Raw genomic sequence first — 13,972 nt, 5'->3', positions numbered from 1 at the left:
AAACGTTAGCAGAAAGCGTATTTGACAGCATCGCAACAATGAAACAGACGACTAAAAAATTAAAATAAGCAGCACTACAAACAATTTTGACAGGTGGACATATACATAACAGCAACTCGACATCGGGACACATCAGCTTGACGGGCAGACACACAAGCCAACGCAATAAAAAAATTAAAACACCCCACCGCACAAAAAAAATGAATTTCTATGGCTACCCGCATTGCACACATTTGGTGGCTGCCCCACCCTCAAACCCCACGCAAAGCAGCCACCAAAAGAGTGCAATTTTTGCAAACGCTTTATTTGGTGCAGGATTCAGAGCAGTAGGCAATTTTCAGCGAGCAAACGAACTTACATATCGGTTAAAATTGTTACTTTGCGAGTTAAAAAATTAGAGAAACTTTAATACAAAATGAAAAAATAACAAGAGGAAAGCGAAACAACTATGTCATTAAACATACAGCATTTAGAAAACGAAATTATAGACCAGTATCTCTATGACGAGAACCCAACAAGACCTTGGATAATAGGTTTTAGTGGTGGAAAAGATTCCACCATGCTTTTACAAGTCGTTTGGAATGCACTTAAAAAAATTGAACCTGCTTTGCTGACAAGGCAGATTTATGTTGTTTGCAATGACACTTTAGTCGAAAACCCACGAATTGTAAAGTTCATCAACAAAACACTGAAACGAATTCAGAAGGAAGCAAACCTTAATCAGTTCCCGATTATCGTTGAAGAAACGACACCAAAATTAGACGACAGTTTTTGGGTTCGCCTTATTGGACTTGGCTATCCTGCACCCAACAAATTTTATCGTTGGTGCACAGAAAGACTAAAAATCAATCCGACAACAAGATTGATAACAGAAAAAATCAGTGAGAACGGAGAAGCAATAATCTTACTTGGAACAAGAAGTGATGAAAGTTCAAATCGTGCAGCATCAATTAAACGACATGAAGTAAAAGGGCAGCGTTTGAGAAAACACCCATTGCCAAACGCTTACGTTTACACACCAATTAAAGACGTTACTACTAATGAGTTGTGGCAATACTTAAATCAAGTTCCACCACCTTGGGGCGGAACGCATAAAGAATTGGTTACGCTTTACCGCAACGCCAACAGTGGCGATTGCCCTTTGGTAATTGACGATTCAACGCCAAGTTGCGGAAACAGCCGTTTTGGTTGTTGGGTTTGCACCGTTGTAAACAAAGACAAATCAATGGAAGGATTGATTGACAACGGTGAAGAATGGATGCAGCCATTGGCAGACATCAGAAACTTCCTGATTGAAACCAGGGACAACCCTGAAATTTACAGAGAGCAAAGAAGGAGAAACGGTGAATTTAAAGAAGGCACTTGGGGACCTTACAAATTTGAAACCCGGGTAGAAATTCTAAAACGCATTTTAAAAGCCCAAAAAACAATTCAGGCAACGGAAGGAATTGAATTGATTACGCACCAGGAAATGGTGTTGATTCAGTACCATTGGTTCAGAGATTGTTTTTTCAAAACCAAAGTATCTCAAATTTATAATCGCATATTCAAAACACAAATTGATATGAGCAAACAAGAAGAAAAATTTAAACAGGAAGCGGAATTGCTGAAAAAATCATGTAAGCAAGAACCCAAAGACGTAGAGTTGATTCAAGACCTTTTGGCTTTGCAAAAAACCAAAACCTTGATGATACGCAAAAGAGGTTTGCAGTCGGATATTGACAACCGCTTGAATCAGTTTATTGAAGAATTAAAGAATCCTGAGAAAGTATAACCAATGACTATAAAAGAAATTGAACTCTACAATTTTCGTATCTACAAAGGCGAAAATACCATTGACTTAACTAGCGAGGGTAAGAAAAACATCTTTGTAGTGAGTGGAAGAAACGGTTTTGGAAAAACTACTTTATTAATGTCAATGGTTTGGTGCTTGTATGGTAAAAACATGCAAGAGGTTGACGACTTATACAAAAAAGAAATTGTAGACCAAGGAGGTTACAGCAAATACATTGTAAACTCACTTAATAGATTAGCGAAGGCAGAAGAAGACTATAACTTCCATGTTTCCATCACTTTCACTGATGTAAACATTCCCGAAGTTCCTTGCAAAGAAATTGTAGTTAAGAGAAGCTACAATGCCAAAACTAGTGTTGCAGATGAAGTAGAAGTTCTGATTGACGGCTATCCAAGTGAATTAGCAAAAGAAGTTGGACAAGAAATTTTCATTCGTGAGTTCATCATGCCGATTGAGATTGCAAAATTCTTCTTCTTCGATGCTGAAAAGATTGTGAGTTTAGCCGAAGTAAACACAGCAGAACAACGCAGAAATTTAAGTCGTGCCTATTCAGAAGTTTTGGGCATCAAGAAATATGAGGATATAAAAAACGAGTTGGAAAATTTACAACTCAAACTTCGCCAAGATTCAGCAAGTGCAAGCGAAAAAGGCCAGTTAAAACAATTAGAAGCAGAAGTTGAAACTTGCGAAATTAAAATTGAAGAGAATTATAAAAAGATTAGCGAACTAAGGGAAAAGAGAAACGAAAAGAACAAGGATTCCAGAGACATTCAAGAGAAACTAATCAAGGCAGGAAGTTTAATTACAGTTGAGGAACTGCAAAGATTACGTGACCAAGAAGATGAATTGACCAAACGCCAAAACGATTTACAAAACGAACTCAAAGATTCATACGACATCATTCCGTTTGCTATTGCAGGAGAGAAATTTTTGGATGTTAGCCGCCAACTTGAAAATGAAGCCAATCATAAAGCGGCACAATTCAAAAATGAAAATGTAAATGACGTTACCAATAAAATCTTAACCGATTTATTGAACATTCCGAAGCCAGACAAATTTGCAATAGACCACCAAGTGCATGACTTTTATGCAAATGCTTTTAAAACATTAATTCGAAAACATTTCTTTTCAGACACAGAAGCATTGCCGGAAGATTTTAAAGTAATTCATGAATTTTCTGATTCGGAAAGAAACGAATTGCAAGCAGTAATTAGCAATATTCGCTTATCATTCCGTGAATCATTCAAGAGAATTAACGGTGATTTCAACCAAACGAAAAACGAATTAAACGGAATCCGCAGACGCATTAAAGATGCAGAAGCCAATCAGGAAGACCCGATTATTGCAGAGTATAGAAAGAATAAAGAAGAACTTGACAAAGAGATAATCCGAATTGATGAAACGATTGATTCATTAAATCGTGAAATTGGTGAGTTTACCAATGAAAAAACGCAAAAAGGAAAATTGATTGAAACACTTTCACGCAAACTCAAAGTTTCTGAAAACAATCTTGAAAAAGATGCCATCATCACAAGAAATATTCAAAACCTGAAAGACTTTATCACCAAGTTTAAAGCCAAGAAAAAAGAATCGCTTGAAGAACAAATTTTAAGCGGACTGAACACTTTGCTTCACAAAAAAGGATTTATCAAAAAAGTGGAAGTTGAAATTATTGGTGAGGACATTGATATTGTTTTGAAAAATGCAAGAGGCGAAGAAATTAAAAAAGAATCGCTGAGTAAAGGTGAGCAACAAATGTATGCAACCGCTTTGCTTAGAGGACTTGTTGAGGAAAGCGATATTCAATTCCCTGTTTTTATTGATTCGCCAATGCAGAAATTTGACGAGCAACACGCTGAAAACATCGTGAAGTATTTTTACCCGAATATTTCAGAACAAGTGGTGATTTTCCCGCTAATTAACAAGGAGTTAACCGAGAGAGAGTTCAATATTCTTTCAAAACATATTGCTCAAACTTACCTCATTCACAATGTGCATGAAGATAAGAGCGAGTTTATGACCATTGAACCCGACAATTTTTTAAGAACTTACAATAGAATGTATAACAATGCTGATTAATCTACGAACATCCGAAGCGAACAAACCAGTTGTTCAGGAGCTAACCAAACGACTGAATCTTGGAACGGAAAACGTAGTTTCAAGAATTGCATTTGCCTATTCACTCTCTAAAGGTGTGAAACTTAGTCTTGAAAATGATTTGAAAGACAGCAAAGGCAAGGAATACAAAGACGATATTCTTTTCGGAAAATATCGTGATTATTACATTGCCATGATTTGCCAGCATTACAGTTTGTATAAGTCAGACAAAGACATTGGCAAATACATCAAAATGCACATTGACCACGGTTTGACCTTGATGAATAAACTGTTTGAGGAAAACAAAAACTATTCAGGTCTTGATTTTCTTTTGGAAAACATTGAAAGAGGAATTGAGAAGTTAGAGGAAAACGATGTTACCAATGATGCTATCATCTTTGACGAGCAGACAAGAAGAAACCGAATTTCAAATAAAGACTATTTCACAGGTGCAATCAGAATTTTAGTTGGAAGTTCATTTGATGATGAAAAAATCTATTTCAATCTCAATGACACTTCCATTCACAACAATGCACACATAGCCGTTGCAGGTAATTCAGGAACAGGGAAAACTTATTTCGCTAACCGACTGCTTGAACAAGTAGTTTCGGAAACCAAAGGCGAAGTGAATTTTATTTTCCTTGACTTTAAAGGTATCACTGCCGAAGATGAGAAGGCAAACAGCGTGTTTTTCAACAAAACGAAAACCGAGTTAATCAAAGCACCTTACAAGCCCTTCCCTATCAATCCGCTTTCGTTCATTGACAACGTGAACGAGAAAAACAAAATCATGGGTATTAGCAAGTTTGTTGACATCATTACCAGTTATAGCAACATTGGTAAGAACCAACAGCAAACATTGAAAGATGCAACCCGTGAAGTTTTTGCTTCAAAGAAAAACGGTCAATATCCATCGTTCAGAGAGATTTACGACAAAGTAATTGAGATAGACGGAGACAAAGCAAGCACATTGAAAGAAGTGCTACAAAGTTTGAGTGAGTTGGACTTGTTTGAAACGAAAGTTGATTTGAAAAACAGTTTCTTGAACAAAAACTACTACATGAGTTTAAGTGGCGATTTGCCAAGAAACATTCGTTTCACTTCTGTTTTTCTTATCATCAATTATATCTACAACACGTTCATGAACATGGACAACGCCCCGATTGAAGGGAAATATCAGGGAATGCGATATGTGTTGTTGATTGACGAAGCACACGTAATTTTTAAAGAGAAGAAGAGCCAAGACCTGTTGGAAAAAATACTTCGAGAAATCCGTTCTAAAGGAGTTTCGGTGGTATTGCTTTCACAAGGAATTGAAGAATTTAATCAGCCATCATTTGACTTTAGCAGCATGTGTGAAACCGCTTTCTTGTTCGACATCAAAGACAAAACCAACCTGAAAATGATGCAGAAATTTTTAGGCATTGGCGATAAAGACGGGCAAAAGCTAAAATCAAGCATGGAGAAAATTCAGAAATATCAATTAGTATCTAACCTGAAAGAATTTAAGGTTGGGGAATTGTTTAAAGCGTAAGTAAATAAAAGTTTATGCCAGTATTGACAAGAGACGAATTAGCCGATTTAAATCCTGAGAAACTATATAACATTCCAACCTTTGTGCTGCATTATGAATTATGGAATAACATTAATCCTAATTTGGCAGTCATTTTAAACGCACCTGTTAGAATACAGTTTAACGAAAATATAAGAGCAAATTTAGGAGCGGTTAGAAATAGAAAGGGCATTTATATGTTTTTTGTTGAACCAGAATTCCCCTTTACTCCTTCGGCAAATTATTTAATGTATGTTGGAAAAGTCGTTGGGACAAATACTTTTTCAGACGATTTTATGAATACGTTAGTGCTATTGGCGATAGGAATAAGAGAAGAAATATCCAGCTTCTAACGAATCTGTGGGAAAATAAAACTTGGGTTTACTTCTATGATTTAGCTCTGCCAGATAATCAAATAGAAATAATTGAACAAAATCTCTACGATAATATCATCCCACCTCTTAACAATCAATTCAGGGCAAGAAGAGCATTAAATTCACGAAGTATATATAACTAAATTATGGCACAGAAATCAATTCATCTACCTTCATTGAGAGGAAACTTTGGTTCTTGGAACTATTTTTCTACTGTAATTAAAGTTAAAGATATAGTTGAGGGAAATCGAGTAATTACTGTTCCAGAATCAAAAGCACTTTACACGAAAAACATCAATCAGATACTTCAAAGGGAAATTGATTTAAGTCGTATATCCAAAATAAAAGAATATTTGCTTAAAAGTAAAGAAAGATTCTTTAGTTCTCTGATTGTTGCAATACACAAAGGAAATCCAGAATGGGCTGACTTTGACCTTGAAAGACAATTTAGGATAGACAATGACTTAATTGATGATGCAGATGTTGATTATATTGAAAATAAAATTGGTGTTTTGACTTTAGCAGGTAATGAAGAAATATTTGTTTTAGATGGACAACATCGCCTACTTGGTATAAGAAAAGCATTTGAAGAAAATAAATCTATTGGTGATGATGAAATTTCATTAATTATTGTGATTCATAAATCAGATTTAAAAGAGCGAACAAGAAGATTATTTACTGTTTTAAATAGGTATGCAGTATCTATAAAACCTGCCGAAAAAGTAATTCTTGAAGAAGATGATGCTGCTGCTATACTAACACGTAAGTTAGTTCAAGACCATCCTATTTTTATTTTAGATAATGCCGTTTCCTCCACGAAAATGTTTAACCTAACAGCTACAGACATAAAGAATTTTACAACATTAGTTTGTCTTTATGAAATCAATAAAATTTTAGTGGATTATTCTACACTTTACAAATCGAAAGTAATTATCCGTCCAACAGATGAAGTTTTAAAGCAATTGTATAAAAAGATAACTGATTTTTGGTCGTTTTTCTTCGATACATTTCCAAACGTCATCAAATTCATTAAAGAGGAATCCGTTCCTTCAAAATTTATTCGAAATAAAAAGAATGGGGGGAATTTATTATTAAGACCCGAAGGTCAACTTTTATTTGCTACAATATATAAAGAGTTTGACGATTTAAAACGAATTAAAGTATTCAAAGAAAATGTTGCAAAAATTGATTTTGACCTTAGTAGTAAAAATTGGATGTATGTCTTTTGGAAGGGCGACAAAATGGAAACCGGGCACAAAAAACTAAAAAAGTCAATCTTTAGATTTCTCTTAGGCAAAAAAGATGAAAAAAATTATATCTCAAATGAGCTTACAAAGATTTATAAGGAATATAACTTATCCTATAAAGATGACCTTAAACCTATTGTATAACTAAGATGGAAGTCGTTTACATATTCCTTTCAGCCCTTGCGATTCTCCTAATCGTAAACATCTTTCTCACCTTAAAAGCAGGTAAGAAAGAATCAGGCAATGAGTTAATCGAAATCAAATCTTCTATCGGAACACTGACTTCCAATTTGAAAGACACCGAGAAAAATCTAAAAGATGAATTTGTAACCAATAGAAAAGAAAGTGCAGAAACGGCAACAGGTTTAAGAACGGAAATTGGCAATCAACTCAATAAGTTTACTCAAACATTTTCTGAGCAATTAGGCAACCTCACCAAATCAAACGAAGAAAAGTTAGAAGCCATCCGCAAAACCTTTGAAGAAAAATTGGTTGACTTTCAAAAGAGCATAGACAACAACAGCAAGGAAAGCAGAAATGAATTGAAAGATAATCTGGAAGCATTCAAAAAGGAATTAAACGATGCTTTGAAAGATTATAAAGAACGCATGAGAGAACAGTTTTCAGATTTTGAAAGAAGTCAGAAAACACAAAATGTTGCTAACAGCGAAAAAATTTCAGAACTCAAATTGAGTTTGGAAAAATCAGTGAAAACCATGCAGGAAGGCAATGAGAAGAAGTTGGAAGAAATGCGGAAAACCGTTGATGAAAAACTCAACGAAACATTGGAAAAACGCCTTGGCGAATCATTCAAACAAGTAAGCGACAGATTAGAAGCCGTTCACAAAGGTTTGGGAGAAATGCAAACTTTGGCAGTGAGTGTTGGCGATTTGAAAAAGGTAATGAGCAATGTAAAATCAAGAGGCGTTTTGGGCGAATATCAGTTGCAGAACATCATCGAAGATTTATTGACCAACGAGCAATACGAGAAGAATGTAAAAACAAAAGTAGGAAGCGGTGCGGTAGTAGAATTTGCCATCAAAATGCCACATGGCAACAACCTTGAAAAAACTTTGTGGTTGCCTATAGATTCAAAATTTCCAAAAGAGGATTATGAAGCCTTGGTAGATGCTTATGACAAAGGCGATGTAGATAAAATTGAAGAATATCGAAAAGCGTTTATCAACGGCATTAAGAAAAATGCCAAAGACATTAAAGAAAAATACATTGACCCACCGAACACCACAGAATACGGTATCATGTTTTTGCCTTATGAAAGTTTGTTTGGCGAAGTGTTGAGAGTTCCGGGACTTTTTGAGCAATTGCAGAAAGATTACAAAATCACCATAACCGGCCCAACTACTTTGAGTGCCTTGCTTAACAGTTTGCAAATGGGCTTTAGAACCTTGGCAATCGAAAAACGCAGCAGCGAGGTTTGGGATTTGCTTGGAGCAGTGAAAACAGAGTTCGGGCAGTTTGGAACTATACTTGAAAAGACAAAGAAAAAACTTGATGAAGCATCAAATGTAATAGACACAGCAGGAGTGAGAACACGAGCTATTGAAAGAAAATTAAGACAAGTTCAGGAGTTGCCCGCAGCCGAAACAAAGATGATTTTGGATGCAAGTCAGGAAGATGATACAACGGAAGAAAATTAGAAGTTATGGCAAAGACATTTCAAAAAATAACTCCACTAATTCCGCTTTCAGAATTTCTTGAAAAGGCAAGAAAAGTAAAATCGTTTACCAGTTCTAACGGCAGACGATATGAAGTTCAGAGAATTGAAAATGATGAAATGTTTTTTCTACGCTTAGACGCTAAGTCAGAAGAAGAATGGAGCATGAATTTGAAAGAAGTTTACAGGGCTTACAAAGAACTTGAAGATTTTGCAACAGTAAATTTTAAACCTTTCGTTCCTATTACACATTCACCAGCAAGGGGATTATTGCTGCATCTTGGTATGTTGTTTTGACTATGAAAGAACTATTATCACTTCAAGACCATGCTAGAAGGTTATTTCTTTGCCTACATGATTTGGGAAGTCCATACGAATTTCAAATAGTTTATGATTGGTTAGATGTAGCAAGCAGAATTGAAAGTGTAGATTATGATGCTTTTAAGTATGATTACTCTATTGGTTTATGTGAATCGGCAGATGACTATTCAGATGCCTTAGGAAAGCACAATAAACAATTATTACCCGAGTTAGTATTCTTCAATTTTGTTTGGTGCAGTTTAGAAAGTTTGATAATAACTCTAAAACTAAAAAAATGCCCTAGAGGATTCGGAAAAATATCAAAAGCAACCTATTTTATTAAAGCAGAATTTGAAAATTGCAATGTTCGTTTAAAGTATTACAACGAATTGATTCATCAGTTGAGAATTTTTCTAAAATCAAACAACATTATTCATGATGAAAGAAAACCATTAGAGTCTCTTTTTCAAATTAAAGAATGTAATTCTGAACACGGCATTGGTTTATCCGTTGTATATGAAATAAGAAATGAATTTGCACATGGTTCATTTTTGTTTCCAGAACCTCCTGATTGGGGAATTGAAAAGAAGGCACTTGAAGTTGATATTTTCTCAGTTGCTTCTCGGATAGTTTTACTCTCAATTCAAATGATTCTTATTGCAAAATATAAGAATGATGTCAGCGAAATACAAGCTGAGACTTTTGGAATAGGAGATGAAATTTATGTAAAAACTATAGACTACCTGAGGTTGTTACATTACTACGATTTTGAATCAACTGAAGATGAACAGTTGGAGATAGAATTTAGCTAATCATTGCCCTTAAACCAATAACAACATTTTTCACAGCATCAATAACAATATCCATTTCCTTTTTGGTATTGAATTTTCCGATAGAAAAACGAATAGAACTAAATGCAGCAACTTCATCTAAGCCCATTGCAGTTAAAACATGAGAAGGTTCAATTGATGCAGAAGTGCAAGCACTTCCATTGCTCACAGCAATTAAAGGCAAATCGGTTTCAGGATTACTCAAACCCATGATGATAGCATCTGAATCAGCACCACGAAACAGAATGTTTGACGTATTGAATAATCGTGAAGAAGTGTTTCCGTTAACAGTAGTTCCATCAATCTTGAGTAATTCAGTTTCTAAATAATCTCTCAAAGCACCAATGCTTTCAGCGTTTTTTGATAACTCTTTTTTTGCAATAGCACAGGCTTCACCTAAGGCGACAATTCCTGGGACATTCAGCGTTCCGCTTCGCAAACCTTTTTCATGACCACCACCATGCAACAATGCAGGTATTTTGACACGGTTCATTCTTTGACGAACATACAAAGCACCGACACCTTTCGGAGCATATAATTTATGACCACTTAGACAGAGTAAATCAATGCCGAGTTCATCAACATTGACAGCAATTTTTCCAACTGCTTGTGTTGCATCAGTCATAAACAAAGCACCAACACCATGCGACAGTTCAGCAATTTCCTTTATCGGTTGTAAGACACCCGTTTCGTTGTTGGCAAGCATGACAGACACCAAAATGGTATCATCACGCAAGACAGTTTTAAGTTCATCCAAATCAAGCAAACCATCTGCCTTGACAGACAAGTAGGTAACTTCAAAACCTTTGGTTTCCAAATATTGACAAGTATCTAAAACGGCACTATGTTCAGTTGACACCGTAACAATGTGTTTCCCTTTTGACTGGTAATTTTCAGCGACACCTTTAATAGCAAGGTTTATCGCCTCGGTTGACCCACTTGTAAAGACAATTTCGTGTGCTTCTGCTCCAATTAATTCCGCTACTTGGACTCTGGCAGACTTGACAGCTTCGTAAGCATAGACTCCAAACTGATGTGTGCTATTGGCATTTGCAAACTCATTGGTGAGAAATGGCATCATCGCATCCAAGACCCTTTTATCAATTTGGGTAGTTGCGTTATTATCTAAATAAATAACTTGTTTTTTCGCTTCCATTTCTATTTGACAAATTTATGAATTTGAAGGGTTGTTTCGGCAGACAATTACAAAATAAACATAACAAATGACCCTAAGCAGCAGTCACACACATTTGCAAACCGCTACAAGCCAACCCGCAGACCAAAGTTTGCAAAAGAGTGTGCCTGCCCGACCCAAGAAGAAATTCATTTTTTTTCTTCCCTCCCTTCGGTGTTTTAATTTTTTTTGCCAATGCACAACCCACGACAGACAAGCATTTTGACAGTTCGGAGCATAAATCAAAAGGTAGTGCAACTTGACACGGAGGACAGAACGCCATCTGCTAACATCGGTTTTGCAAAAGCGGGGGTGCAGTGCTTCGGTTGACAGTTTTTTCGTATAATTGAAGTGCGGTTTTTCAATTGAACGGTAGTGCTAAAAAGCCCCGCCTTCGCAAAGCCGAAAACCGTCAGACTGTGCAAAAACCTTCCCGCCCTGTTTAAAGAAATTCAATCCAATTAAGGGGATTGCTGATTATCTTCAGAGGATAATCGGCTTCCCATGAAATACCTCACCGGATTTGATCGCAGGCAGGCCACGTTATTCCCGACGTGTATCGATGATTTGATCCCGGAAGATGCCGAGGTCAGGGTAATTGATCTGTTTGTGGATGCGCTCCCGCTTAAGGATTTGGGTTTTTTGGAAAAAGCGCCGGTGGAAGAAGGCCGGCCGATGTATCACCCGGCGGATCTGTTCAAATTGTATGTCTACGGATACCTGAACAGGATCCGAACCTCCCGGCTCCTGGCGCGTGAGTGCCAGCGGAACATTGAGCTGCTGTGGCTATTGAAAGGCCTGCAGCCCTGTTTTCGTACGATTGCCGGTTTTCGGTCGGAGAATCCGCAGCTCTTCCGTAATGCGTTCACCCACTTCGTACGGCAACTCAACCGCAAGGGCCTGACCGGGAAAACACTGGTGGCGCTGGACTCCAGCAAGTTCAGAGCGGTCAACTCCAAGAAGAACAACTTCAACCAGAAGAAAATCGACCGGCAACTGGAATACATCGATACCAAGATTCAATCCTATATCGAAGAACTCAATGCCGGTGACCTGGATGAAGCTCAGCAGGAAGCCGTTGGTGAGAAGCTGAAGAAACAAAAAGCTCAGCGCCGAAAGTATAAGCGCATCGAAAAGCAGCTTGCCGCCACCGGCCAGGACCAGGTCTCCACCACCGACCCCGATGCCCGCAGCATGATCCTGCACGGCTCGGTGATCGAAGTGGCCTACAACGTGCAGACCGTCGCAGACTCGGCCAATAAGCTGGTGCTCGAGTACGAAGTCACCAACCAGAACGACCGCAAAGCCCTGCTGCCGATGGCTCAGAAGACCAAGAGCATCTGTGATACAGAGGCCGTGGCCGTACTGGCCGACAAGGGTTACCACAACGGCGAGCAGCTTGCCGCCTGCCAGCGGGAAGACATCTACACCTACGTGGCATACCAGGAAGTTCCCCGGAGCAATCCCGTTCCCACCCCGGAGTTTTACGGCGAGCGTTTTCGTTATAACCCGAAGAAAGATCAGTATGTGTGTCCACAGGGACATATCCTGAAAACCACCGGTCAGTGGTACAACAAAAAGTACGAAAAGTCGGTAACCCGGGTAAAACACTACAAGACCACGGCTTGTAATAATTGTGAAGTGCGGCACCTGTGCACGCGCAATCCGAACGGCCGGGTGATCGAGCGTTCCGTACATGCCGAAGCGGTAGAGCGCAACAACCGGCGGGTCAGAGAAAACTCATCCGTCTATACACTTCGTCAGCAGATCATCGAACACATCTTCGGGACCATCAAACGACAGTGGGGATACGACCACATCCTGTTAAAAGGCCTGCGGAAGAACGAAGGAGAGTTCGGACTCATTTACCTGATTTATAATTTTCGGAGGGTTATAAACATCCTAGGCCTGCCTAAGTTGAAAAAGTGGCTGAGGAAGCTGCTTTTTTCTATTTTTACGGATAGGGCACTCCGTAATGCAAGGCAATACCAAAAATATTCGTGCTGGCAGCTTGTTCCTGTTATCGTCCGGGAAGGGTGGTGCTGAATTTTTGGGGAGTTGTTGCACGAACTGACGTTATAAGCAAGCCTAAGACGACAAGACAGCGACAGACTGACGACTGAAATCAAGTAGGTACACGACAAACCATTTCGACAAGTGACTAACGGACAAACAGTATTACAAACCGACAAGAAGAAAGCCGACACTCAGACCGACCCTTCTGTATTTTTTATTTTCCCCACTGCACATTTTTAAATTCAATTTTAGCCAACCCACATTTGGCACATTTGCTTTTGCCCGACACGCAAGCCGACCCTCCGCAAAACCAAAAGAGCCAAATCTCCCACCCGCAAGAATGATGTTACTTTCGATTTCGTTTCCCAGTTGGATATACAAAGTGCTTTTCTTTGAATTCAGAAATTTCATCTTTAAGTTTTTTATTGGCGTTATGCAGTAACTCGTTCTGTACTTTCATGATACTAAGCAAATCGTGCATAGCGTTAAGGTTCTCCAATTGACAGGAAACGAGTTCTTCCAAATCGACTTTTGTATAGTTTCTCATGAGACTTAATTTTGTTCAAAAATATTCAAAATATGCTTAAAAAGCAAATAATAAATATAAATAAGCATATTGTTTAGCTTTAAAAGCTGAAAATGAAGAAAATAGATTTGTGATATTATGCTTATTTTGCAGAAAATTAGATGTTAAAGGCTTCATTTATGAAGAAAAAAGCGAGTAACCGGATAAAAGCTGTATTAGCAGAAAAAGGTAAAACCAACAACTGGCTTGCAGAAGAATTAGGTAAAAACAGAACAACCGTTTCTAAATGGTGTACTAATCAAATGCAACCAACGATGGAAACGTTATTCGAAATAGCTGATGTCCTTGATATAGATGTAAGAGAACTTTTGGTTTCAACAAAATAA

At 37.8% G+C, this 13,972-nt stretch carries 12 protein-coding genes; 10 read left to right on the top strand and 2 right to left on the bottom strand.

Features of this window, described 5'->3' with window-relative positions; genetic code table 11:
• The first annotated feature begins 448 nt into the window (after window positions 1-448).
• The 8 genes from dndC (at window position 449) to IPJ96_00185 (ending at window position 9,852) form a co-directional block, all read left to right on the top strand.
• Window positions 449-1,774 carry a DNA phosphorothioation system sulfurtransferase DndC gene (dndC, locus tag IPJ96_00220; GenBank protein MBK7908787.1) on the top strand — a complete coding sequence of 442 codons (1,326 nt, stop codon included), beginning with the start codon at window positions 449-451 and terminating at the stop codon, window positions 1,772-1,774.
• Window positions 1,775-1,777: 3 nt separating this feature from the next.
• Window positions 1,778-3,874, top strand: a complete 2,097-nt coding sequence (dndD, locus tag IPJ96_00215) for a DNA sulfur modification protein DndD (GenBank protein MBK7908786.1) — start codon at window positions 1,778-1,780, stop codon at window positions 3,872-3,874.
• Complete coding sequence (locus IPJ96_00210; GenBank protein ID MBK7908785.1) at window positions 3,864-5,426, top strand: DndE family protein; 1,563 nt, start codon at window positions 3,864-3,866, stop codon at window positions 5,424-5,426. Before dndD ends, IPJ96_00210 begins: the two co-directional genes overlap by 11 nt.
• Before the next feature lie 14 nt (window positions 5,427-5,440).
• Complete coding sequence (locus tag IPJ96_00205; GenBank protein MBK7908784.1) at window positions 5,441-5,797, top strand: hypothetical protein; 357 nt, start codon at window positions 5,441-5,443, stop codon at window positions 5,795-5,797.
• 167 nt (window positions 5,798-5,964) lie between these two features.
• Entirely contained in the window at window positions 5,965-7,209 is a 1,245-nt protein-coding gene (locus IPJ96_00200; protein ID MBK7908783.1) for a DGQHR domain-containing protein, read from the top strand.
• Between the two features lie 5 nt (window positions 7,210-7,214).
• Window positions 7,215-8,723 carry a DNA recombination protein RmuC gene (gene rmuC, locus IPJ96_00195; GenBank protein MBK7908782.1) on the top strand — a complete coding sequence of 503 codons (1,509 nt, stop codon included), beginning with the start codon at window positions 7,215-7,217 and terminating at the stop codon, window positions 8,721-8,723.
• 5 nt (window positions 8,724-8,728) lie between these two features.
• Window positions 8,729-9,037, top strand: a complete 309-nt coding sequence (locus tag IPJ96_00190; protein ID MBK7908781.1) for a hypothetical protein — start codon at window positions 8,729-8,731, stop codon at window positions 9,035-9,037.
• 2 nt (window positions 9,038-9,039) lie between these two features.
• Complete coding sequence (locus IPJ96_00185) at window positions 9,040-9,852, top strand: hypothetical protein (GenBank protein ID MBK7908780.1); 813 nt, start codon at window positions 9,040-9,042, stop codon at window positions 9,850-9,852.
• On the opposite strand, the gene IPJ96_00180 is transcribed toward IPJ96_00185, so the two are convergent.
• A complete protein-coding gene (locus tag IPJ96_00180; GenBank protein ID MBK7908779.1) occupies window positions 9,845-11,026 on the bottom strand; it encodes a cysteine desulfurase in 1,182 nt (393 codons plus the stop codon). The two genes, IPJ96_00185 and IPJ96_00180, sit on opposite strands and share 8 nt — an antisense overlap.
• A gap of 522 nt (window positions 11,027-11,548) precedes the next feature.
• On the opposite strand from IPJ96_00180, the gene IPJ96_00175 reads away from it, so the two are divergent.
• Window positions 11,549-13,090: an IS1182 family transposase gene (locus tag IPJ96_00175; protein MBK7908778.1), complete on the top strand. Its 1,542-nt coding sequence runs from the start codon at window positions 11,549-11,551 to the stop codon at window positions 13,088-13,090.
• Between the two features lie 132 nt (window positions 13,091-13,222).
• On the opposite strand, the gene IPJ96_00170 is transcribed toward IPJ96_00175, so the two are convergent.
• On the bottom strand, window positions 13,223-13,471 hold the full coding sequence (locus tag IPJ96_00170; protein ID MBK7908777.1) for a hypothetical protein: 249 nt from the start codon (window positions 13,469-13,471) through the stop codon (window positions 13,223-13,225).
• 294 nt (window positions 13,472-13,765) lie between these two features.
• On the opposite strand from IPJ96_00170, the gene IPJ96_00165 reads away from it, so the two are divergent.
• Window positions 13,766-13,972 (top strand): helix-turn-helix transcriptional regulator, encoded by a 207-nt coding sequence (locus tag IPJ96_00165; protein MBK7908776.1) that lies wholly within the window; start codon window positions 13,766-13,768, stop codon window positions 13,970-13,972.

It is taken from the genome of Bacteroidota bacterium (genome assembly GCA_016713765.1).
GTDB lineage: Bacteria > Bacteroidota > Bacteroidia > AKYH767-A > 2013-40CM-41-45 > Pollutiaquabacter > Pollutiaquabacter aromativorans.
The sequence above is the reverse complement of the archived record's forward strand: the minus strand, read 5'-3'. Positions and strand labels throughout refer to the sequence as shown.

Excerpts from the sequence above, each read along its gene's own strand:
- IPJ96_00180 (MBK7908779.1), bottom strand. The coding sequence starts at position 11,026 with ATGGAAGCGAAAAAACAAGTTATTTATTTAGATAATAACGCAACTACC.
- IPJ96_00200 (MBK7908783.1), top strand. The coding sequence starts at position 5,965 with ATGGCACAGAAATCAATTCATCTACCTTCATTGAGAGGAAACTTTGGT.
- dndD (MBK7908786.1), top strand. The coding sequence starts at position 1,778 with ATGACTATAAAAGAAATTGAACTCTACAATTTTCGTATCTACAAAGGC.
- IPJ96_00205 (MBK7908784.1), top strand. The coding sequence starts at position 5,441 with ATGCCAGTATTGACAAGAGACGAATTAGCCGATTTAAATCCTGAGAAA.
- IPJ96_00175 (MBK7908778.1), top strand. The coding sequence starts at position 11,549 with ATGAAATACCTCACCGGATTTGATCGCAGGCAGGCCACGTTATTCCCG.
- dndC (MBK7908787.1), top strand. The coding sequence starts at position 449 with ATGTCATTAAACATACAGCATTTAGAAAACGAAATTATAGACCAGTAT.
- IPJ96_00165 (MBK7908776.1), top strand. The coding sequence starts at position 13,766 with ATGAAGAAAAAAGCGAGTAACCGGATAAAAGCTGTATTAGCAGAAAAA.
- IPJ96_00190 (MBK7908781.1), top strand. The coding sequence starts at position 8,729 with ATGGCAAAGACATTTCAAAAAATAACTCCACTAATTCCGCTTTCAGAA.
- rmuC (MBK7908782.1), top strand. The coding sequence starts at position 7,215 with ATGGAAGTCGTTTACATATTCCTTTCAGCCCTTGCGATTCTCCTAATC.
- IPJ96_00185 (MBK7908780.1), top strand. The coding sequence starts at position 9,040 with ATGAAAGAACTATTATCACTTCAAGACCATGCTAGAAGGTTATTTCTT.
- IPJ96_00170 (MBK7908777.1), bottom strand. The coding sequence starts at position 13,471 with ATGAAATTTCTGAATTCAAAGAAAAGCACTTTGTATATCCAACTGGGA.
- IPJ96_00210 (MBK7908785.1), top strand. The coding sequence starts at position 3,864 with ATGCTGATTAATCTACGAACATCCGAAGCGAACAAACCAGTTGTTCAG.